We start from the raw sequence: 20777 nt of genomic DNA, 5'->3' as shown, positions 1-20777 counted from the left end.
TCTGCGTACCACCCACTTCCTTTCTCAAGGTAGGTGAGAACATGGCCGGCAGCGCCCTGATCGATACCTCCAACCGCCTGCTCGGCTGGTCGACCAGCGACTTCAGCCTGTACGGCGGACAAGCGGCCGTCACGATCGGCGCGCCGGCGGCGCCGCCCCGCGGCTCGGATGGCCTGAGTGTTCCCGATCCCGCAATTTCCTCCGCGTCGCAAACCCCACAGCCCGAGGCGGCGGGTTTTCGTGAAGCGGTCGGCGACACCGTCGCCGAGACCCACGACCCAGCGCCCAGCCCCTATCATTTCATGCCCTTCGTCCCCGCGCCGATCCAGTTCGGCGACGCGGCGCACGCCCAGGCACTCGAGGCGCAGGTGCCGACCGCTATGGGCAGCGGCGCGCCCGCGATTGACGGGATCCACTCGGCCGCGTTCCTGCCCGCCGCGCCCCCCGTCGGGCTTGCCGCACCGACTCTCGCGATTGCGCAGCCCGAAGCCGATGCCGCGCCCGCGCTGGCGGCCCTGGGCGGTCTCGCCGCGCCGGTGCTCGGGCTGGGCCAGGCGATCGACCATACGCTGTCGAGCGTCGATCACATCCTGACCCCGGCCGTGGAGGGCGCACTCTCGACGGTCGACCAGACGATCGCGAGCGTCGGGGACAGCCTCTCGGCCGTTGGGGAGGAGCTTCCCACCGTCGACGATACGCTATCGGCGGTGGATCATACGCTGTCGACCGTCGTAGCGGCCACCGACACGCTACTCGACGGAGCCCAGCAGGCGGTCGACGGGCTGCCGCCGCTCTCGGACATCGTCGCGGCCGACGGCTTTCTCGGCAGCGATCCCGTGGGCGGCGTCGCGACCTTGGTGTCGATGGTCGATTCGGCCGACGCATTTGACCTCTCGCATGCCGGGCTCGACGCGCCCGAGGTGGCGGCGACCGGCTCGATCCTCGACACGCTTGCCGACGAAGCAGTCGCCGGCGCGCTGCTCGGCGACGTCGAGCACAACGTCGACACAATCCTGCCCGACCATCATCACGACGGAGTGTTAGGTCTGTGACGAGCGAGACACCCCGCGACACTGCCCCGTCCGATGTCCGCGAAGCGCAGGATCGCGCCGATGCCGCGACCGCGCAGGTCATTGCGCTCGACAGCGCCCAGCGTGCCACCGAGCTCGAGCAAGGCGACGAATTCGCCTCGGCGCTGCGCCAGTGCAAGCGGCTGATCTGGACCGCCGCGGCGTTCAGCGGCGGGGTCAACCTGCTGTTCCTCGCCTCGCCGATCTACCTCACCGAAGTCTATAACCGCGTGATCCCCTCGGGGAGCATCCCGACCCTGATCTCGCTCAGCATCGGGCTGGTGATCGCGCTCGCGACGATGGCGGCATTCGATGCCGTTCGCGGGCGGATTCTGATCCGCGCCGCTGCCCGGCTCGACCGGATCCTCGCGCACCGCGTGTTCCAGGCGATCATCGAACTCTCGTCGCACCACGGCGCGGTCGCGCGCAACGCCAACATGCTGCGCGATCTCGACCAGTTCCGCAGCGCGTTGGCGGGGCAGGGCGCGCAATTCTTCTTCGACGTGCCGTGGATGCCGCTGTTCCTGATCGTGCTGTTCCTGATCAGTCCGGTGCTGGGGCTGGTCGGGCTGGGCGGCGCGCTCACCCTGCTGGCGATGGCGGTGTTCAACAATCGCGTGACGCGCGAATCCGCCGAGATCGCCCAGGCCGCCGCGACGCGCAGCTACCGCTTCACCGATGCGGTTGCCCGCTTCGCCGGGCCGGTGCGCGCGATGGGCATGGAAGACGCGCTCGCGGTGCATTGGCACATCGACCGCGAGACGATGATGCGCCGCCAGGCCGAGGGCAGCGATCGCGGCGCCGACATGGGCGCGTCGATCAAGTTCCTGCGCCTTTGCCTGCAAAGCGCGATGATCGGCATCGGCGGCTATCTGGTGATCGAGAATGCGATCCTGCCGGCGAGCATCTTCGCGGCCAACGTGCTGCTCGGCCGCGCGCTCGCGCCGCTCGAGCTCGCGGTCACCGGGTGGCGCGCGATCGGCAGCGCAGTCTCTGCGGGCCGGCGGGTGCAGAAGGCGCTGAGCCAGGCGCCGACGCGCGACACCAAGATCGAGCTGCCCAAGCGCGACGTCGCGATCCATCTGGAGAATGTCAGCTTCACGCCGCCCGGCGCGCGCCAGCCGGCACTGCGCTCGATCAACCTCGACATCGGTGCCGGCGAAGTCATCGGCGTTGTCGGCCCGAGCGGCGCGGGCAAGACCTGCCTCGCCCGGCTGCTCGTCGCGGCGAGCAGCCCGAGCCAGGGCATCTGCACGATCGGTGGGATCGAGGGCAAGCATTGGACCCCTGAGAACCTCGCCAAGACCGTCGGCTATCTCCCGCAGAGCGTCGGACTGTTCCCGGGAACGATCCGCGAGAATATCGCGCGCTTCACCAAGGCGAGCGACGACCAGGTCGTCCAGGCGGCGATGCGCGCCAACGTCCACGACATGATCCTCAACCTTCCCGAAGGCTATGAGACCCAGGTCGACGAGGGCGGATCAAGCCTGTCGGGCGGTCAGCGCCAGCGGATCGGGCTCGCCCGCGCGATGTTCGGGTCGCCGCGGCTGCTCGTCCTCGACGAACCCAACGCGCATCTCGACAGCGACGGCGAGGAAGCACTCGGCGCGGCGCTCGCGACCTTGAAGGCGGAAGGATCGACGATCGTGCTGATCGCGCACCGGCTCAATCCGATCGCGCATGTCGATCGGGTGTTGGTGCTGTGCAAGGGCGAGCTCCAGCTCGACGGCCCGCGGGCGCGCGTGTTCCGCAAGGTCAAGACCGAGCTGGTCCGCTCGATCGCCCGCGAGCCGGTGGAGGCCCTATGAAGCTCGACTTCTTCTCGCTCGGCGGCGGCGCCAGCGCGACTCCCGATGCGCCGTTGCCGCGCCACGCGATCGAGGCGCGGATGCGCCAGCTCGATATCAAGCCGATCGACCATGCCGGCCGCTCCATCCGCTTCGGGCTGATTGCGGCGGGGGTGTTCCTCCTGCTGTTCGGCCTCTACGCCACGCTCGCGCCGATCTCGGCAGCGGCGATCGCGCCGGGTGAAGTGACCGTGAGCGGCGACAAGATCGTCGTCCAGCCGGTGACCGGCGGGATCGTCACGCAGGTGCTGGTGCGCGAGGGCCAGGCGGTGCAGGCGGGGCAGCCGCTCGTGCGGCTGAACGGCGTGCGCTCGGGCGCGCAGCTGACCCAGGCGCAGGCACGGCGCGACTCATTGAAGGCGTTGGAGTCGCGGCTGCTCGCCGAGCGCGACGGGCTTGCGGTTCTGACCTTCCCGGCCGACCTCAGCCGCCGCGCGGGCGAACCGCAGGTGGCCAAGGCGCTGGCGACGCAGCGGCAGGTTTTCGCGCAGCATCGCTCGGTGCTGGGCGCGGACCGCGCGACCTCGGATGAGTCGCTCGACGCGGCGCGCGCCAAGCTCGCGGCGTCCAGGAAGCAGCTCGCTTTGATCAGCGAGGAGCTCGAAGACTATCAGATGCTCTATCGCCGTGGTTTCGCGCGCAAGACCACGGTTCGCTCGCTCGAGCGCACCCAGGCGCAGTTGCAGGCCGACATGTTGACCGGCGAGGCGTCGCTCAAGCAGGCCGAGATTGCCGCCACGCGGGTCCGTGACGCGCAGGGGCTCGACCTCGCGTCGCAGCTCGGCCAGGTCCAGGACCAGCTCGCCCAGGTCGAGCCGCAGCTCGACGTGTCGCGTTATGCCGCCGACCAGGACGTCATCCGCGCGCCGGTCGCCGGCCGCGTCTCGGGCGTTGCGTCGATGGGGCAGGGGATGGTCGTCGGCGGGGGCAAGACGCTGATGGAGATCGTCCCCAGCGGGCGGGCGCTGATCGTCGAGGCACGGGTCAAGCCGCAGGACATCGACGATGTCCGCGTCGGCCAGGAAGCGACGATCCGCTTCTCGAGCGTCAACCCGCATGGCCGGACCTCGTTCAAGGGCCGCGTGATGACGCTGTCGCCGGCGCGGATCGAGCAGGGCGGCGCGCCCTATTACAAGGCGCAGGTCGTGCTCGCGGACCCGGCCGAGGCGCAGCGCGAGGGCTTGGCGCTGCAGCCGGGCATCCCCGCTTCGGTCAATATCAAGACCCAGGAACGCACGCTGTTCGACTATCTCATCGCCCCGCTCGGCGACGCGATCAGCCGCAGCATGCGCGAGGAATAAGGAGAATAGGATGCCTGGATTGCTCAGTAGCGTTTTCGGAGATGAGTCCGGAGGCGAGGACCAGACCAGCCAGCAGGCGCAGGAATATGGCTCGTCCGGCGATGCAGGGATCGACCTGTCGCCTTCAGTCGAAATCAGCCATCACGTTGAGGGCAGCTATCAAAATCTCGACGGTTCGACCACCGATTGGAGCAGCGATAGCAATGTCGCGGTCACGGTGGATGTGAGTGCAGTGCTCGATGTCGCTGGCCTCGCCGATCAGACGACTATCACCGAGAATTGAGCCGCCGATCCGATGCTCCGGGTGTCGCTCGCGGCGACGACGCTACGCATGGCATACCTGGCTTTAGGAAGGTCGGGTTTTCAGATGCATCAGACCTTAGCCTCCATTCTGCAATCAGCCGGGATCGGACTCGAAGCTCCTGCAAAAAAAAAGCGGCCGGGGGAAATGCGCCCTGATTTCGTCGTTTAGCGCGGTCGCGAAGCTTCTCGAAAGCGGACGCTTCGTTGCGAAAACCTTGCTATTCCGATCGGCGATCGTGAGCACCCAGTTTAAGCACACTACCCCCGCACAGCGTTTGCCGCTATATTCCGTACAATCATCGCGCGATGCGCCACGCGACCACCAAGGTTAGCGATGATCGCTGCGAGCGCCGCCTCTAGGTCATGGCTCGCTCCACACATAAACAGGTCCACGCATGCGGAGCCGTATTCCGGCCAAGTGTGTATCGAGATGTGTGATTCCGCCAGCATCACCACACCGGTGACGCCCTGTCCCGGCCCAAAGCTGTGTAGCCTGACCTCGATCAAGGTCGCGCGTGCCGCGGTCGCCGCCGCGACCAGGGCGCGTTCGATGTGGTTGATATCGCTAAGGTGCTCCGCATCGTGCAAGTCCGCGATCAGGTGATGACCTTGATAGGCGCGTGTCACAATAAGCTCTCATGCGGATGATCGAGCAGCGCCATCGCCTGCTCGGCTGCGCGGACGCCGCGATAATGGGCCTCTTCGAATAGCGATAGGCCGCTGAGGTCGGAATGCGCGAGGAAGAGCGGGGGCTCAAGTCTGACTGCTTCGCCGCGCTGCAGAAAGCCCGGTGTCGGACGGATCATCGCATGTCCCCACCGCCATAGCTCGATGCGCGCGATTGCACCTTCGAGGTCCGGGTGTGTTTCGAGCAGGTCGTCGCGAACGATCCGCTTCCAATCCTCGGCCGGGCGCTGGACGAGCAAACGGCGCGCCTGTTCGGGCGACATGTCCGACAAAGGAAGATACCATGTGAGGACCGTCGCGGGCATGACTGCGTCAGGACCCTGATGCGTCGCCACAACATAGCCGAGCGAATTGCTCGTGCTCGACACATTGTCCCAAGCCAGCGGCACGCCGCGTCCGACTGGCAGACGATCGACAGTAACATTGGCGACTAGCCACGGCGCGTAGCTGAAGCCGGCCACGTCGGCGACCGCGCTACAAACGCGCTTCGCGACGAAGTGCGGCATGGCGAGGATCGCGGTCCGGGCGCGCGTGCGGACCGTGCGGTTCGCCGTTACGTCGAAGCTGTCGACGAGCACAGCCGATTCCTCGCGGGCGACGCGATGGACGATCTGCCCCGCGGCGATCCTTTGCGGAAAGAATTCAGAGAGGCGGCGCGTGAGCCGGCCATTGCCTTCGGGCCAAGTGAGTTCGTTGTCGCGCACGCCGTCGGCCGCCCAGCCGCGCCGTGCGGCGAAATAGTGCACGCCTGCCCAAGCCGAGACCTGATCGGGCTCGGTGCCATAATCGTCGCGCATCGCATAGCGGACATGCGCGCGTAGCACCGTCGAATGCCATCCCTGAGCATCGAGCCAGGCGGTGAAGCTGAGCGCGTCGAGCGCAGTCAGATCGGGATCGCGCGAACCATAAGCCATCGGCACCGTGAAGGCCGGCTTGCCGTCGGCTCCGACACGCGCCGAAAAGGCGGCCATCGTCGCCGCGAATGCAGCGAGATCCTCGCGGTCCCGCGCGGAGATGCCCGTGCGCGGGATCAACCCCTCCTGCCAGCTGCCCTGCCAGAACAGCCGCTCCTGCATGTCGGCGCAAAGCTGCTCGGGGTCATAGACCGGCACCCCGTCGCGGTCCCCGGTGATCACGCCGAGCTGGCGGAGCAGATGCTGGAGCGCTTTCGCTTCGCGATTTGGGACGGGCAGATAATGCGCGCCGAGCGGATAGGCCGAGACGGCATTGCGGCCGGCTCGTGCGTTGCCACCGACACTGTCCTCGAGCTCGAGCAGCCTGAACCGGTCGAAGCCGGCATCGGTCAGCCGCCAGCCCGCCGAAAGCCCCGCGACGCCACCCCCCGCAATGACGAGATCGACTTCCTCGAAACGGCTTGGCTCTGGAAAGTCGCCGGTCCTCAGTCGATGCCCGCGCGCCATGTCTGCTCCCGCGAGCGTGCCGCCGGGAAGCGGCGCCTCGCGCTCAAGCGCGTACGCCAGCCCACCGCCAGCCGCGGCTACCGCCGCCGCACCCAGGCCGAGCACCGCGCGGCGATCAGCCTTCATACTTGCCCCACGCATCGGCGAATTCGCGGACGAGGACTTGGTTGTCGAGCCGATTTACCGGAGTCGGTCGCCGTGCCATGTCGGGCGGAAAGTCGAACAGCCGCTGGTCGATGACCGGCGTGAGGAAGCGTCCGATGGGAATCCTGCCCTGCGCTGGGATCGTGCCTGCAGCGGCGAGAACGAACCCCCATTCGCCAAAGCTTGGCACATAGACATGATAACCGCGCGTCTGAAACCCGGCAGCCTCCAGCGTCGAGGCGACGGTCCAGAAAGCGTTGGGTGCGACTAGCGGCGAGGTGCTCTGCACCACCATCATTCCGCCTGGGGCGAGCAGCTTGCGCACCGCACGATAGAAGGTGTCGGTATAGAGCTTGCCGACCGAGTAATCGACCGGATCCGGGAAATCGACGATGATCGCATCGTACCCGCCCGCCTTGCCCGTTTGGCCTGCCTCGCGCGCCCAGCGGAAGCCGTCGGCGTTGATCACGGTCATCCGGGGATTGGTGAGGGATCCGCCGTTCAGCCGCGACAGCATCGCGGTGCGCGAAAACAGGCTGGTCATCTCTCCGTCGAGATCGACCAGGGTCAGGTGCTGCACCTCGGGATGCTTGAATACTTCGCGTGCTGCCAAGCCGTCGCCGCCACCGAGGATCAGCACGTTGCGCAGCTCAGCGACGCGGCCTAACGCCGGATGCACCAGCGCCTCGTGGTAGCGATATTCGTCGCGCGACGAGAATTGCAGGTTGCCGTTTAGGTACAGTCGGACATCGTCGGCGCGGCGCGTGAGCACGATTCGCTGATATTTGGTGCTCTGCGCATAGATTACCGGCTCGCCATAACTCGCCACTTCAGCCCAGCGCTGAAGCCGGTCCGAGGCGACGAAACCTGCCGCCAACGCCAGCAGCACGAACACCGAAGCAATCATCTCGACGTGGTATTTCGAGGCGCGGGGCAGGGTTATGAGCAGCGCCAGCGCGACCCCGGCGTTGAAGATCCCGAACATGAAGCCGGTGCGGATCATGCCCAGATGCGGCATCAGCAGCAGCGGAAAGAGCAAACTGGCGACCAGCGCGCCGACATAATCGAAGGTCAGCACGTTCGACACGGTTTCTCGGAAATCGAAGCCGCGCAGGATGCGGATGAGCAGCGGTATTTCGAGCCCGACGAGAAAGCCGATCGCAAGCACCAGCCCGTAAAGTGCCACCCGGAAATGCTCGACCAACGGGAACAGCATGAACAAGGCGCCGGCCGAGCATCCGCCAAGCAGGGCGATCAGCAGCTCGATTCGAACGAACAGCCGAAGCTCGTCCCGCTTGACATAGCGCGAGCACCAGCTGCCCATGCCCATCGCGAACAGATAACTGCCGATCACGGTCGAGAACTGGGTGACGCTGTCGCCGAGCAGATAGCTTGCCAGTGTGCTGGCCAGCAGCTCGTAGATCAGCCCGCAGGTAGAGACGACGAATGCGGAGGCGAGCAGCGCCGCGGTGGATCCGGACGCGCGTGTCTTGGGTATCGAAGGGTCGGCTTCAGCCATGGATGGCGGCAGCGACGATGATCGCGAGTCCGATCGCGACCGCGCCGGCGAAGATCGCCACGGCTACATTCTGCTTCTGCTCGATCTCCTGCCACAATTTGCCCGGGGTGAGCAGGTCAAGAATGACGAAGCCGATGACGAATACGACCATCCCGATCGCGGAATAGAGCAGGGTGCTGAGCACGGCGGGCAGGCTGGTGACCATGACGGATCTCCTATTTGTGGGTTGGGCCGTAGAAGCCGGCATGGGTGCGCGCCCGGCTTCCCTCGGCGAAGGGGGACCAGGCATAGCCGGCGCACACGACGAACAGCCCCGCTACGCCGAGGCACCAGAGCGCGTAGAGAAAGGTGCGCGTGCTCATTCGTCGTCATCCCCCGTCGGAGCGAAGTCGCTTTCGTCCTTGCGGGCCTTTTCGAACGCCACATGCCGCGCGAACGCGAACACCAAGGGTGCAGCGAGCAGCAGCAGCGCGAGCACCAGGTTCGATCCGTAAATCGCCCCCTGGCGCACTTCGACCCGCACCTGGGGAGCGTTCGCCGGATCCATCCATCCGCTGCCGTCGGAATAATAGCTTGCCGCGCCGTTCCAGCGATTGCCCTTATAGTCGACGACCAGGTCGTACGTGCCAGCGGGCACGCTAGCGATCGACACTTCGGCGCCGCGGCTGCCCTCGGTCCAGGGTCCGTCGGAATCGCTCCCCGAATAGCGCTCGGCGGCGCCATAGGCTTCGTAGACCTCTTGCGTGGCGCGGTTCACCAGACTGTAGTCGAGATCGACCCAGCCGTTTTCGAGCCGCGGCACGTCGGCGCGCAGGCGAACGCTCTGGTAGCGGCGCGGCAGCGTGACCGGGCCGAGCGTGACGCTCTGCTCGCGCTCGTCCGCGGTGATGGGAAAAGTGCCCGCCGCCGACCAGGTCGTCCCGCCGAACTGGAGCGCGAACAGCAAAAGGAAGGCGAACGCCACCGCGGCGAGCTTGAGCCCGGTCTTGAGCCATTCGCCGTTGGGCGAGGGCTGATGCGGCAGCGGCGGCCAGATCCGCGACGCCGGCTGGATGCCGAAGGCTCGCTGCATCTCCTTTTGCGGCACCCATTCGCTGCGCGTCCAGCTGACTTCGCTGGCATTCTCTTCGCGCGACAGCATGACGCCCGGCCGGACCCAGTCGGCGGTGGCGACCTGCTCGCCGACGGCGACGCGCCAGTAGAATTCGCCGAGCACATAATCGACGCGCGCAGTGCCGTTCGTGTAGAAATGCGTGAAACTCTCGGGTCCCAGGCCCATCTGGTCGTAGGACAGCCAGTCGGGCGTCGCCGTCACCGCTTCCCCAAGGCTCCAGCCGTGGCGGATGTTCACCAGCCAGCGATAGCCGTGATAGGGATTGAACAGCAGATATTCTTCCCAGCCATAAGCACCGTTCTCGGAGCGCTGGAGATAGCCGATCGCTTCCCATTCGACCCCGCGCAACACGCCGCGCGTGCCCAGGGGGATTTCGAGCCCGGTCGCCTGGAGATTGTATTCCGTCACCAGTTTCACCTGGGGGTCGGTGACGTCGAGGATCGAGCTGCAATATTGGCAGGCGACATGGACGGTGTAGCCCGCCGCGCGCAGTTCGACGGCGCCGCCGCACGAGGGGCAGGTCAGCGCGCGCGCTGCGGGGGCGGGTTGGGGGGCAATCACCTCAGGCTGCATAGGAAGGAAGCGCCCATCCTTCGATCGCGCGCAATCCGCGCGGCGCGAGCTTGGCCAGCGTCACGTAGCGCCCTTGATAGAAGGTCGTCTCCTGGCGATCGCGCTGCAGCGTCGCGCATTCGCCGCGGCGCCCGCGCAGATCGACGCTGTAGAGCTTCCAGCCGCTCGGCGCGGTGAACGGCAGTTCGCCCTCGGCCGCGACGCAGACGACTTCGCGCGCATCCGCGATCACCAATTTCTCACTGTCGAGCTGCACTTCGGTGCCCGGTATCGCGTCGCCGCCATTCGCGATCTCACGCAACGCCCGGGTGCGCACCTTTTCGAACGGGTACTCCCACAGCAGCGTGAACTGCCCCATCGCCTCGCCCAGCCAGGCATTGCCGCCGTCCTCGAACAGCAGCAGCCACTCGTTCCACGCGCCGTCGGTCCACGCCCAGCGGACCCGCCCGATCACTTCGAAGGCCTTGCCGTCGGCCTGTCCGCGCATGCCGATCTGTACCGGGCTCACGTCGAACGGCAGCGCCGCGACTTCGCCGACCTTGGCGATGCCGCTATCGCTGCGCACCAGCATCGAGCGGCAATAGTCGCAAACGCGGCTGGGCAAGGCCGGCGAGCGGAACACCACGTCGGCGCCGCAATTGGGGCAGGGGAGGTGCAGGCTCATACGCTCAGCGGATACGCCCGAGCAACTCCGCCTTTTTGGCGTCGAACTCCGCCTGCGTGATCGCGCCGATCGTCACCAGTTTGTGGAGCTTTTCGATCTGCGCATAGGCGTCCTCGCCGGGCGCCGCGGCGGGCGCACCGGCGGCATTGCCGAAGCCCCCTGCCATGCTCTGGCCGATCGCCATTCCCGCCGCCATACCCGCCCCAGCGCCCGCGACGCCGCCCGATTGGCCCGCGGCAGTCTCGATCGCCTGCGCGCTCTGGAATCGGACGAAGCGGTCGAGATCGCCCACCACGCGCATCGAGCTGGCCTTGTCGAGATGCGCCTGGACCTCCTCGGGCAGCGACAGGCTCTCGATGAAGAAGCTGGTACAGCTGAGGCCCCATTGCGCGAAGGCAGGTTCCACCGCGGCCTTGAGCTTCTCCGACAGCGCGCCTTGATTGGCGGCAAGGTCGAGAAACGCGATCTCGCCGGTGCCGAGCGCCGACGCGATCGCGGTGGCGATTGCGCCGCGCAGCTGCGGCTCGATGTCGGCTAGGCTCAGCCGGTCGAGCGAGCCCATCATCTTCGTCGCGAAGGTCGCCACGCTCTCGATGCGGAATGAATAGGAGCCGAACGCGCGCACCCGGAGCGGCCCGAATTCCTTGTCACGCACCGTGATCGGCTGCTGCGTGCCCCATTTGAGCCCGGTCTGCTCTTTTTGGCTGAAATAATAGACATCGGCCTTGAATGGCGACGCGAAGCCCTTGTCCCAGTTGAGCAGCGACGTGAGCACCGGCAGGTTGCCCGTCTCGAGCGTATAGAGGCCTGGCAGGAATGCATCGGCGAGCTGCCCCTCGTTGTAGAAGAGCGCGGTCTGGCCTGCGCGCACGGTGAGCTGCGCGCCGTTCTGGATCTCGCGGTCGTCCATCGGATAGCGGATCGCCAGGGTTCCGGGTTCGTCGACCCAATCGATTACGTCGACGAACTGCTTCGAAAGGAAATCGAAAATGCCCATAATCCCCCCTTTGGACGACAAGGGTAGAGTCTTTATTGGCCGTTCGAAACAGTAAAGCGACCGCAGGGCCAGATTCTTATAGCCGCCGCATACCCTAGCGATGCGCAAACCCGTGCGCACCTCGGAGTATCTTAGTGACCTCGCATCCAGTCGAACTACATTTAGCAGATCATGGGATCGTCAATCCAGCCAGCTATTCCAGCTTCCGGACGCAACAGGCGCGCTTGTGCGGCATATGGCTGCGAGCCGCCATCCCGCATCGTCACCCACGAGTGAAGATTGGTGGATGTCTCACTCCGCTCTCGTAAGATCTGCTATTGCGAAGGCGCAATCCTCCGACCCCAGGTGCGGCGCGAATTCCTAGGATAGAGTAGCCCCTGGACCCTGGCGCAGCCGCATCCTTCAATTTTCTGCACGGACAAGCCGGCGCTGCGCTGTGCCGCGCGTCGTTTGATTTCCGAGCAGCACAGCGCCAAGCCCTAATACCGAGGTCGCCGCTCCGGCCAATGCGACTACGGGATAGCCGAGACCCGCGGCGATCACGCCGCCGCCCAGCGCAGCGCCGAAAGCATTGCCAAGGTTGAACGCCCCGATATTCACTGCCGAAGCGAGGTTGGGCGCTTCGGCGGCTGCGGTCATGACGCGTACCTGGAGCGGCGGCACCAGCGCGAAGCTGGCCACGCCCCATAGGAAGATCAGGACGGCGCTGGGGGCCGCATGGGACATCGCCCCGGCAAAGCCGACGAGCACCACGGCGAGCACGGTCAAAGTGACGATCAACGTGCGGTCGACCGACCGGTCGGCGAACTTGCCGCCGAGCCAATTACCTACGGTCAGCCCAACGCCATAGGTGACGAGCATGGCCGTCACGAATCCCAGCGAGGCATGCGTTGTCTCGCGCAGAATGGGCGCAATGTACGTGAAAACGGTGAACATGGCGCTCGATCCGATCACGGTAACCGCTAAAGCGCCCAGCACCGGGCCACGGGTCAGCACGCGCAGTTCTGCAAGTGCGTTGGCGCCCTGGGGAGCGCGCATCACGGGGAGCGTGAGACGCAGCGCGGCCATGGTGAGTACGCCCAGCGCCGAAATGCCCCAGAAGGATGCACGCCAGCCGAGATGTTCACCCGCCCAGGTCGCCAGCGGTACGCCGAGGACGTTCGCAATCGTCAGTCCCATGAACATCGCTGCGACCGCCCCGGCCTTGCGCTCTTGCGGCACTAGGCTGGCCGCGACGATCGAGCCGACTCCGAAAAACGCACCGTGATTGAAGGAGGTGAGCACCCGGGCCGCCAGGAGCATCCAATAGCTGCTTGAGATGGCTGCCAGCAGATTACCGAGCGTGAAGATCGCCGCCAGACCGATTAGCAGCGTCCGCCGCGGTACGCGTCCGGTGGTCAGCGTCATCAGCGGAGCACCGATCATCACGCCGAGTGCGTAGGCGCTGATCAGCAGGCCGGCGGACGGAATCGACACGCCGAGATCCTTGGCAATCACCGGCAGCAGTCCCATTGGCGCGAACTCGGTCACGCCGATGCCGAACGCGCCGGCGGAAAGGGCGAGCAGCCCTGGATTGAGCCTCATGGTGACGGGTCCTCAGACGAGCGCCGGCGCGAGCCGGGCGAAGCCTTCTTGCTGGCGATAGGGGGTGTGCGGATAAGGCGGCAGGACCGTGCTCGCCCGATCGAGCGCCGCGACTTGCTCGGGTGTCAGCGCCCAGCCGACTGCGCCGAGATTCTGGCGAAGCTGATCCTCGTTGCGCGCGCCGATGATGACCGACGAGACGGTGGGTCGGCGCAGCAGCCAGTTGATCGCGACCTGAGGAACAGTCTTGCCGGTCTCTTGCGCGACCGCCTCGAGTGCCTCGATGACTGTGTACAGCAATTCGGCCTCGACCGGTGGCGCGAACTGCTCGGTTTCGTGCAGCCGGCTGCCTTCGGGCAATGGGCGGCCACGGCCGATCTTGCCGGTCAGGCGGCCCCAGCCCAATGGGCTCCACACTAGAGCGCCGACCCCCTGATCGGCCGCGAGCGGCATCAGATCGGCTTCGTAGGCGCGGCCGATCAACGAGTAATAGACCTGGTGTGCGACGAGCCGCGGCCAGCCATGGCGATCCGCGATCGCCTGTGCCTTCATCAGCTGCCACCCTGGATAGTTCGACACCCCGGCATAACGGATCTTGCCGGCGGCGATCAGCCGGTCGAGCGTGCCCATAAGCTCTTCAGCAGGGGTCGTGGCGTCGTACGCGTGGAGCTGAAGCAGGTCGATATGGTCTGTGTCTAGCCGGCGCAGCGCCTCCTCGACCGCGCGAACCAACCGGGCGCGCGAGGCGCCCCAGTCCTGCGGACCGTCTCCGATAGGCAGCCCGGTCTTGGTCGAGATCAGGACAGCATCACGGCGGCCGCGGATCGCCTCGCCCAATATTTCCTCGGACGCACCGCCCGAATAAATGTCAGCGGTGTCGAACAGTGTAACGCCGGCATCGAGGCAAATGTCGACCAGCCGTCGCGCCTCAGCAGAATCGCTCTGCCCCCAAGCGCTGAACAACGGCCCGTTGCCACCAAAGGTGCCGGTGCCGAAGCTCAGCGCGGGAACGCGAAGTCCCGACGATCCAAGTTGTCGATATTCCATGATTCACCTTTGCGTTATGAATATCGGCGGTAGATGGCCGTAGGGCGAGGCGGCGGGTAGCCGTTTAAAACGCAAGGGATTTGTGCGGTGGACGCAAAGCTGACGAACGGAGCCGATCGGTCACGTGCGCTCGCGCTGTTTGCAGCGGTAATTGAGCATGGCAGCTTTTCAGCCGCGGGCCGCGCGCTTGGTCTGAGCCCCTCTGCGGTGAGCCGCGGGATCGATCGGATCGAAGCGCGGCTTGGCGTCAGGTTGCTGCTGCGGACCACGCGAGCCGTGTCGCCTACAGCGGAGGGCCAGGCCTATCTCCTCGCGGCCCGCCGCATCCTCGCTGATCTGGACGATGCCGAGCAACAGATCGCCGATCAGGGAGCGCCCCGCGGAAGACTGCGCATCAGCGCGGCGCTTTCGCATGGGCGACTCTGCGTGGTGCCGCTGCTTCAGGAGTTTGCCACGCTCTACCCGCATATCCTGATCGATCTGGCCCTTACCGACACCCTGGTTGATATCGCAGGCGGACAGGCCGACGTCGCAATTCGCTTCGGCCCGTTGGCGGACAGCATGCTCACTGCCCGCAAGCTGGGTGAGACTCGCCGCGTGATCGTCGCTTCGCCAGACTATCTTGGCAGATGCGGAACCCCGAAAAGGCCTGAGGATCTTCACAACCACAATTGCCTGAACTTCAGCTTTCGCCGAGCAGAGCCGGTTTGGCCGTTCCGCCGCGCGGGACAGGACTTCGCGCTTTCGGTGAAGGGGGGAATAGAGGCGAATAACGGCGAGACACTGGGTCAGCTTGCCGCATTGGGCGCCGGCATCGCGCGCGTCGGTGCATTTAGTGTGGCGCAGGAAATTGCATCGGGCGGCCTCGTCCCGCTTCTCGAAGCGTTCAATCCGGGGGATGTCGAAATGATTCATGCCGTGTTCGTCGGCGGAAACGGTACACCCGCTCGTGTTCGGGCGTTCGTTGATTTCCTCGCCGGGCATCTGCGCTGATGGCAGCAAAGCGCCACAATAGCAGCCGTTCAGCCGGCTTAATTATCAACCTGAAACCTCCATTGCGCCACAGAGCCCGCCGTAAGCTGTCGGGTGGTTGGCCGAAATCGCATTCAGAACTCGCCGGGCAATTGCGCCGCCGCCGCCTGATTGCCGCAGACTAGCCTGCGCAGTCGCGCAGCATCTCGACGCGAGCGGGATATCCGGCGAATCGAGATCGCCAATGAATCGCGTCGATCGAGACTAATTGTCTCGGCGCGCCGAGCAGGAATTGGGCCGTGCGAGGGTGCCACTAGCGTGAGGCCCAGCAAACGCATGCCGGACTGCGGCGTGTTATCTGGCGACGACAGCGACCCATTTATCGGAATCTCGAGCGCTCAGCCTCGCCAAAGAACAGGGCCCGGCATCAGGCGGCTACAACAGGCGCAGTGCCGATGCCCTCGGAAGCCCCCGCTTTCAATCCCGCGCAACCGAGTGCAGCACGTCAGCGCAAGGAAACCACTGCGGGGCGATATCCGACCAGATCGCCGAGCGCCTCGGGATCGTGGAGCCTCGCCAGTCCTCCGCGCAATTCGAGCACGCCCTCGCGGCGCAGCGTCTGCAGGGTGCGGTTGACGTGGACGCTGGTCAGCCCGAGCGCGTCTGCGAGCATTTCCTGCGTCATCGGAACGGGGAAATACGCGCCTTGGGTCAATAGCGCGGCAGCGAGCCGGTCGCGCATCTCGAGCAGCCAGTCGACGATCCGCTCATAGGCGTTGAGCCGGCCGAGCCGCGCAATCTGGCGAAACAGATAGAATTCCTCGAGCGCGGCGCTCACCGCATAGGCTTGGGCCAAGGGCGTCCCCGCATCCGCTCTGGGCGCCGTGCACAATTGGACCTCCGCGCCGGCCACCACGGTGGTCGCCGCGACCGGGCGCGGCTGCTGACACTGTCCGATCAGGTCGCCTGGCAGCAGGAAGCCGAGAATCTGCCGGCGCCCGTCACTGAAATCGCGCACGCGGCACGCCCAGCCCGATAAGAGAATGCTCGGGGTTTGCTCGACTGGTTCGCCCTCGCGAATCACTTCCCGAGACGCGCCGATCCGGCGCCATTCGCGCGCGGCGCCCGCAAGCGCAGCGATCTCGGCTTCCTGAAGCTGCGCCAATCCGGCCAGCCGCACGATGGAGCCCGGCAGCGCGTCGGATGATTCGGCGATCTTGGTCATTTCAAAATACCCGTCACAACAAATCTCCGCCTCCCACATGACCCGGCGCGACATCGGCCGAGAGCGGCAGCGCGATCGTGCAGACGAGCTTGCCGGGGCCAAGCGCGATGTCCGCGGCGGCGCCGAGCTGATAGGGCAGTGCCTGCAGGATGAAGCCGTGCCCGAAACCACTCTTGCGCGGTGCGACACCGACCAATGAAATGCCGGTTTCGACCCAGGCGAATGCCAGTCGGTCGCCGTCGAGCGTCCAGTCGATTGCGATCGCGCCATTGTTGCCGGGCGTGGATAGCAGGCCGAACTTGATCGAATTGGTCACCAGTTCGTGCAGCGCGAGCCCGACCATCTGCGCCGCGTCATGGCGCACGCGCACCTCGGGCCCTCCGACCGTCACACGCGGATCAGCGCCGGCGCCATAGTCGTGCAGTGCGTCGTGCACCATCATCTCGAGATCGGCCGCACCTTTCGAGCCGAGCGACGGCGCGAGCTGGTAGCGGGCCAGCACGCCGATCCGGCCTTCGAAATGGGCCGCGAGATCGTCCATGGTCGCGCTCGAGGCGGCCGAGCGTTGGAAGATCGAGCGGACGAGCGCGAGGACGTTGCGCACCCGGTGCTGCAATTCGCCGCGCAACATTGCCGCGCGCTCGCGATCCGCTTCGCGCTGTCGGGCGGCTTCGCTCAGTTGCGCGCGCAAGCCGGCGAGTTCGGCATTGGCGGCGTTCAGCTCTCGCATGGTCGCCGATGCGCTTCGAGGGTCGGATTCTGTATCTCGGCGCGCGTCGATCATGCGGGTGTGTCCGGAGAGGAAGCACCGCTTAAACGCATCGGCGCGACGGGGTGTCCGCCGGCTTGAGGCATTTCGGCAGCCTTGGTTGCAAAGCAGGGAGAGTCTAGGCCGAGGCTTTGCGAAAGCCAGTCCTTTCGGCGCGGTGGACGGCGCCCGCGGGGCGGCCTAGCAAGGGGAAGATTCCGATCCTTTCCCGAAGCGAAGCCCATGGTCGAAAAAGCTGCTCCCGATCCCGAATTCGAAGCGCTGCTGCGCTACATCCAGGAAAGCCGCGGACTTGATTTCCGCGGCTACAAGCGCACCAGCCTCCGCCGACGGATCAGCCTGCGCATGGAAGCGCTCGGCGCGGAGAGCTTCACGGCTTATCGGGCGAACCTCGAAGCGCAGCCGAGCGAATTCGAGGATCTGCTCAACACGGTGCTGATCAACGTCACGTCCTTTTTCCGCGACGAGGAAGCATGGGAGGTGCTGCGCAAGCAGGTGATCCCGACGATCGTCGAAAATGCCGCGGACGATCGGCCGGTTCGAGTATGGAGCGTCGGCTGCGCCTCGGGAGAGGAGCCCTATTCGATCGCGATGCTGCTCGCCGATGCGATGGGCGTCGGCGACTTTTGCCGCCGCGTGAAGATCTACGCGACCGATCTCGACGAGGAGGCGCTCAAGGTCGCCCGGCTCGCGACCTATTCGCCGCGAGACGTCGACAGCGTCCCGCCCGAATTCCTCGAGAAATACTTCGAGCGGACCAACAACCATTATGTCTTCGAGCGCGAGTTGCGCAAATGCGTGATCTTCGGCCGGCACAACGTCGTCCATGACGCGCCGATCTCGCGGATCGACTTGCTGACTTGCCGCAATTTGCTGATCTATCTCGAGGCCGAGACGCAGAGCGTGGTGCTGCCGCGGCTCCATTACGCGCTCAATTCGGACGGCTTCCTGTTCCTCGGCAAGGCCGAGACCCAGCTCGCCCGATCGGCGCTGTTCCGCCCGATCGAGATGAAGCACCGCATCTTCGCCAAGGTGCCGCAGGAGTGGCGCCGGCCGATCACCGGGTTCAGCACGGCGCGGGGCACGCGGTTCGATCCACCGATGGCCGATGCGCGACTGCTCGAGGCGGTGGTCAATGAATCGCAGACGGCGATGCTCGTGGTCGACCAGACCGGCACAGTGGTGCTGACCAACACGCCCGCGCGCCATCTGCTCGGCGTCGGCGAGGGCGATCTGGGGCGCCCGTTCCAGGACCTGCCGATCTCCTATCGCCCGATGGAGCTGCGCGGGCCGATCGACCAGGTGTTCCGCGAGAACCGGGCGCTGCGCCTCGAGGACCAGGAATTCCGACTGACCCAGAGCGAGGTGTTGCGGCTGACGATCGACCTGCGGCCGCTGCTGCGCGGCGATGGCCAGGTCCATTCGGTGCTCCTCGCCTTCCACGACCACACCCGGATGCACTCGCTGCAGCGCGAGCTCGAGGCTGCGCAGGAGAATCTCGAACAGTCGATCGAGGAGCTGCAATCGGCGAACGAGGAGCTGGAGACCACCAACGAAGAGCTCCAGTCGACCAACGAGGAGCTGGAGACCACCAACGAGGAGCTCCAGTCGACCAACGAAGAGCTCGAAACGCTCAACGAGGAAGCGCGCTCGTCGAACGAGGAGATGGAATCGGTCAACGAGGAGCTGCGCCTCCAGGCGGAGCAGGCCACCAACTACCGCTTCTATCTGGAATCGGTCCTGCGCGCGATGAACGCGGGGATCGTCGTGGTCGATCTGGCGCATGCGATCCAGACCTGGAACCGCTGGAGCGAGAATACCTGGGGCCTGCGCGCCGAGGAAGTCGCCGGCGCCACCTTCGAGACGCTCGACATCGGGCTTCCCGTCCACCAGCTGCGCGACAGCATGGCGCAGGTGCAGCATGATCAGCTCGAGCAGGTCGAGCGGCAGCTGGAGGGCGTCGATCGCCGTGGCCGCCGCATCGTCTGCCGCGTCCGCATTTCGAGCCTGCTCGACGAGGATGGCAGCCGCCACGGCCTTGTCCTGCTCTTCCAGGACATCACCGAGGAGCGTGCGCGCGAGGATTATACGCGCTATCTCGGCCGGCTGGTCGGGCGAGCGCTCAACGAGATCTATGTCCTCGATCCCGAGAGCCTTCGGTTCACGCTAACCAACGAAGGGGCGCAACAGAAGCTCGGCTATGCCGCCCAGCAACTCGCGCAGATGACGCTGCCCGACGTGCTGCCCGGACGATCTCCGCGCGCTGGTCGCACGGCTGGTCGCCGGCACGGATCGCGAAGTGGTGTTCGAGACGCGGATCCGCTCGGCCGATGGCGGCGATTATCCCGCCGAGCTGTGCCTGCAATATCTCGGCGACGAGGCGCCGCCCGTCTTGCTGGCGATGGTGCATGACATCAGCGAGCGCCAGCAACTCGACGGAGGTTGAGCCTTGAGGGCTTATCCCTCCTCGTAGCTCAGCGACCCGCGCAAGTTGGCCATCGCCTCTTCGAGCACTTCGATCAGTTGCTCGGACTCGCTCTCGGCCTCGGTCCAGCGCTTTTCCGCCATCCCGAGCCCGCGCGCGACGGCATTGTCCTTCATCTGGCCAAAGAGGCGGAGCCGGTCGCGGTGCGTGCGCACCGCCACGCCGAGGGCACGCTCGAGCTCGCTGTTCTGCGCTTCGGCGAGCCCCAGCGGCGTGAAGGCGTGGCCTACCTGACAGCGGAAGCGGATCTCGTCCTGCGTCTCGATATGGTTGAGCACGCCCCCGCAATCGGGGCACGACAGGTGGCTGGGCTGGCCCGGCGTGATGATGTCAGGTTCCATGACGGCGAATTCCTGCGCGGCGATCTGGTCCTCGATGAGATATTCCTGGGGTAAGGGGATGCTCGGGCCGACCTCTTCGGTCACCAGCCGGGTGAGCATCGCGGGAATGGCGTCGAGCGCAAGGGCATGATCGACATGGTCGCGCTTGAGTGCATTGCGCGGCATCGACGGCCATTCGGCGTCGTCGGGGTGCTGAACCAGCGAGGTACCACCGGTCGCCTTGATCGCGATCAGGCCGTCGGTGCCGTCGTCGAGCAGCCCGGTGAGCACCACGCCGATCACGCGGGCGGCGCAGTGGATCGCGGCGGAGCGGAACAGCGCATTCACCGCCGGCCGCGTCCGGTTCTCATAGGGACCGCGCCGCATCAGGATCCGGCCCGGCCGCAGCAGGATATGGTGGTCGGGCGTGGCCACATAGATATGGCCGTGCTCGATCTCCTGCCCGTCCACCGGCGACATCGCATGGAGCGGCCCGACCTTGTCGAGCAGCTGCGGGAGCACGCTGCGTGCCGAGGGCGAGAGATGCTGCGCCACGAAAATGGCGGCCGGCAGATCGGCGGGCAGCGCGGCGCAAAGCCGCTGGAGCGCTTCGACTCCGCCTGCCGAAGATCCGATCACGATGATGTCCTTGGTCGGCATTCGCCGTTTCCTTCCTCCGGTGTAACGAAGCGTGGCGGGTTCGGGTGCATCGAACTAATTTAATTAGGCGGCGCT

19 protein-coding genes and 1 pseudogene are annotated in these 20777 nt (G+C 65.9%); 7 read left to right on the top strand and 13 right to left on the bottom strand.

The genetic code is table 11. The features are described from left to right. The first annotated feature begins 41 nt into the window (after positions 1–41). From AC3WJI_RS01710 to AC3WJI_RS01695, 4 genes are read left to right on the top strand one after another with little or no spacing between them, the layout of a single operon-like run. Positions 42–1052, top strand: a complete 1011-nt coding sequence (locus AC3WJI_RS01710; protein ID WP_492755501.1) for a hypothetical protein — start codon at positions 42–44, stop codon at positions 1050–1052. Further along, the gene (locus AC3WJI_RS01705; protein ID WP_492755500.1) at positions 1049–2878 is read left to right on the top strand and encodes a type I secretion system permease/ATPase; all 1830 of its coding nucleotides are present in this window, start codon (positions 1049–1051) and stop codon (positions 2876–2878) included. Before AC3WJI_RS01710 ends, AC3WJI_RS01705 begins: the two co-directional genes overlap by 4 nt. Then, a complete protein-coding gene (locus tag AC3WJI_RS01700; RefSeq protein ID WP_492755499.1) occupies positions 2875–4218 on the top strand; it encodes an HlyD family type I secretion periplasmic adaptor subunit in 1344 nt (447 codons plus the stop codon). The genes AC3WJI_RS01705 and AC3WJI_RS01700 overlap by 4 nt, the downstream gene beginning before the upstream one ends. Before the next feature lie 10 nt (positions 4219–4228). Next, on the top strand, positions 4229–4501 hold the full coding sequence (locus tag AC3WJI_RS01695) for a hypothetical protein (protein WP_492755498.1): 273 nt from the start codon (positions 4229–4231) through the stop codon (positions 4499–4501). 278 nt (positions 4502–4779) lie between these two features. Here the strand turns inward: AC3WJI_RS01695 and speD are convergent, their stop codons facing one another. The 10 genes from speD to AC3WJI_RS01645 all read right to left on the bottom strand — a co-directional run bounded on the left by speD (position 4780) and on the right by AC3WJI_RS01645 (position 14271). Then, positions 4780–5148, bottom strand: coding sequence for an adenosylmethionine decarboxylase (speD, locus tag AC3WJI_RS01690; protein WP_492755497.1), 369 nt, complete (start codon positions 5146–5148; stop codon positions 4780–4782). Next, positions 5145–6755 carry an FAD-dependent oxidoreductase gene (locus tag AC3WJI_RS01685; RefSeq protein WP_492755496.1) on the bottom strand — a complete coding sequence of 537 codons (1611 nt, stop codon included), beginning with the start codon at positions 6753–6755 and terminating at the stop codon, positions 5145–5147. The genes speD and AC3WJI_RS01685 overlap by 4 nt, the downstream gene beginning before the upstream one ends. Continuing rightward, positions 6745–8292 carry a polyamine aminopropyltransferase gene (locus AC3WJI_RS01680; RefSeq protein ID WP_492755495.1) on the bottom strand — a complete coding sequence of 516 codons (1548 nt, stop codon included), beginning with the start codon at positions 8290–8292 and terminating at the stop codon, positions 6745–6747. The genes AC3WJI_RS01685 and AC3WJI_RS01680 overlap by 11 nt, the downstream gene beginning before the upstream one ends. Next, positions 8285–8497 carry a DUF350 domain-containing protein gene (locus AC3WJI_RS01675; RefSeq protein ID WP_492755494.1) on the bottom strand — a complete coding sequence of 71 codons (213 nt, stop codon included), beginning with the start codon at positions 8495–8497 and terminating at the stop codon, positions 8285–8287. Before AC3WJI_RS01675 ends, AC3WJI_RS01680 begins: the two co-directional genes overlap by 8 nt. 10 nt (positions 8498–8507) lie before the next feature. After that, positions 8508–8654 carry a hypothetical protein gene (locus tag AC3WJI_RS01670; protein ID WP_492755493.1) on the bottom strand — a complete coding sequence of 49 codons (147 nt, stop codon included), beginning with the start codon at positions 8652–8654 and terminating at the stop codon, positions 8508–8510. Beyond that, a complete protein-coding gene (locus AC3WJI_RS01665) occupies positions 8651–9979 on the bottom strand; it encodes a DUF4178 domain-containing protein (RefSeq protein ID WP_492755492.1) in 1329 nt (442 codons plus the stop codon). Before AC3WJI_RS01665 ends, AC3WJI_RS01670 begins: the two co-directional genes overlap by 4 nt. Continuing rightward, positions 9969–10643, bottom strand: coding sequence for a DUF4178 domain-containing protein (locus AC3WJI_RS01660; protein ID WP_492755491.1), 675 nt, complete (start codon positions 10641–10643; stop codon positions 9969–9971). The genes AC3WJI_RS01665 and AC3WJI_RS01660 overlap by 11 nt, the downstream gene beginning before the upstream one ends. A gap of 4 nt (positions 10644–10647) precedes the next feature. After that, a complete protein-coding gene (locus AC3WJI_RS01655; protein WP_492755490.1) occupies positions 10648–11640 on the bottom strand; it encodes an SPFH domain-containing protein in 993 nt (330 codons plus the stop codon). 402 nt (positions 11641–12042) lie between these two features. Then, positions 12043–13224 carry an MFS transporter gene (locus AC3WJI_RS01650; RefSeq protein WP_492755489.1) on the bottom strand — a complete coding sequence of 394 codons (1182 nt, stop codon included), beginning with the start codon at positions 13222–13224 and terminating at the stop codon, positions 12043–12045. Positions 13225–13236: 12 nt separating this feature from the next. Further along, on the bottom strand, positions 13237–14271 hold the full coding sequence (locus AC3WJI_RS01645; RefSeq protein ID WP_492755488.1) for an aldo/keto reductase: 1035 nt from the start codon (positions 14269–14271) through the stop codon (positions 13237–13239). 87 nt (positions 14272–14358) lie between these two features. Here AC3WJI_RS01645 and AC3WJI_RS01640 point away from each other — a divergent pair, with 87 nt between their 5' ends. Further along, positions 14359–15264: a LysR substrate-binding domain-containing protein gene (locus tag AC3WJI_RS01640; protein WP_492755487.1), complete on the top strand. Its 906-nt coding sequence runs from the start codon at positions 14359–14361 to the stop codon at positions 15262–15264. A gap of 484 nt (positions 15265–15748) precedes the next feature. Here the strand turns inward: AC3WJI_RS01640 and AC3WJI_RS01635 are convergent, their stop codons facing one another. Continuing rightward, the gene (locus AC3WJI_RS01635; RefSeq protein WP_492755486.1) at positions 15749–16468 is read right to left on the bottom strand and encodes a Crp/Fnr family transcriptional regulator; all 720 of its coding nucleotides are present in this window, start codon (positions 16466–16468) and stop codon (positions 15749–15751) included. Between the two features lie 13 nt (positions 16469–16481). Further along, the gene (locus tag AC3WJI_RS01630) at positions 16482–17198 is read right to left on the bottom strand and encodes a sensor histidine kinase (protein ID WP_492755485.1); all 717 of its coding nucleotides are present in this window, start codon (positions 17196–17198) and stop codon (positions 16482–16484) included. A 261-nt stretch (positions 17199–17459) separates the two neighbouring features. Here AC3WJI_RS01630 and AC3WJI_RS01625 point away from each other — a divergent pair. Both AC3WJI_RS01625 and AC3WJI_RS01620 read left to right on the top strand, forming a co-directional pair. Next, positions 17460–19304, top strand: a pseudogene (locus tag AC3WJI_RS01625) (CheR family methyltransferase); the annotation flags it as partial. 232 nt (positions 19305–19536) lie between these two features. Continuing rightward, entirely contained in the window at positions 19537–19683 is a 147-nt protein-coding gene (locus tag AC3WJI_RS01620; RefSeq protein WP_492755484.1) for a hypothetical protein, read from the top strand. Between the two features lie 11 nt (positions 19684–19694). Here the strand turns inward: AC3WJI_RS01620 and AC3WJI_RS01615 are convergent, their stop codons facing one another. After that, positions 19695–20702, bottom strand: a complete 1008-nt coding sequence (locus AC3WJI_RS01615; protein ID WP_492755483.1) for a chemotaxis protein CheB — start codon at positions 20700–20702, stop codon at positions 19695–19697. Positions 20703–20777: the final 75 nt, after the last annotated feature.

It is taken from the genome of Sphingomonas sp. FW306-1B-B10E (genome assembly GCF_058782005.1).
Note: the sequence above shows the minus strand (reverse complement) of the source record. Positions and strands in the feature narration are given on the sequence as shown.

Bases quoted from the DNA above. Each gene is read 5' to 3' on its own strand.
- AC3WJI_RS01710 (WP_492755501.1), top strand. From the start codon at position 42: ATGGCCGGCAGCGCCCTGATCGATACCTCCAACCGCCTGCTCGGCTGG.
- AC3WJI_RS01700 (WP_492755499.1), top strand. From the start codon at position 2,875: ATGAAGCTCGACTTCTTCTCGCTCGGCGGCGGCGCCAGCGCGACTCCC.
- AC3WJI_RS01695 (WP_492755498.1), top strand. From the start codon at position 4,229: ATGCCTGGATTGCTCAGTAGCGTTTTCGGAGATGAGTCCGGAGGCGAG.
- AC3WJI_RS01685 (WP_492755496.1), bottom strand. From the start codon at position 6,755: ATGAAGGCTGATCGCCGCGCGGTGCTCGGCCTGGGTGCGGCGGCGGTA.
- AC3WJI_RS01680 (WP_492755495.1), bottom strand. From the start codon at position 8,292: ATGGCTGAAGCCGACCCTTCGATACCCAAGACACGCGCGTCCGGATCC.
- AC3WJI_RS01675 (WP_492755494.1), bottom strand. From the start codon at position 8,497: ATGGTCACCAGCCTGCCCGCCGTGCTCAGCACCCTGCTCTATTCCGCG.
- AC3WJI_RS01670 (WP_492755493.1), bottom strand. From the start codon at position 8,654: ATGAGCACGCGCACCTTTCTCTACGCGCTCTGGTGCCTCGGCGTAGCG.
- AC3WJI_RS01665 (WP_492755492.1), bottom strand. From the start codon at position 9,979: ATGCAGCCTGAGGTGATTGCCCCCCAACCCGCCCCCGCAGCGCGCGCG.
- AC3WJI_RS01660 (WP_492755491.1), bottom strand. From the start codon at position 10,643: ATGAGCCTGCACCTCCCCTGCCCCAATTGCGGCGCCGACGTGGTGTTC.
- AC3WJI_RS01655 (WP_492755490.1), bottom strand. From the start codon at position 11,640: ATGGGCATTTTCGATTTCCTTTCGAAGCAGTTCGTCGACGTAATCGAT.
- AC3WJI_RS01650 (WP_492755489.1), bottom strand. From the start codon at position 13,224: ATGAGGCTCAATCCAGGGCTGCTCGCCCTTTCCGCCGGCGCGTTCGGC.
- AC3WJI_RS01645 (WP_492755488.1), bottom strand. From the start codon at position 14,271: ATGGAATATCGACAACTTGGATCGTCGGGACTTCGCGTTCCCGCGCTG.
- AC3WJI_RS01635 (WP_492755486.1), bottom strand. From the start codon at position 16,468: ATGACCAAGATCGCCGAATCATCCGACGCGCTGCCGGGCTCCATCGTG.
- AC3WJI_RS01630 (WP_492755485.1), bottom strand. From the start codon at position 17,198: ATGCGAGAGCTGAACGCCGCCAATGCCGAACTCGCCGGCTTGCGCGCG.
- AC3WJI_RS01615 (WP_492755483.1), bottom strand. From the start codon at position 20,702: ATGCCGACCAAGGACATCATCGTGATCGGATCTTCGGCAGGCGGAGTC.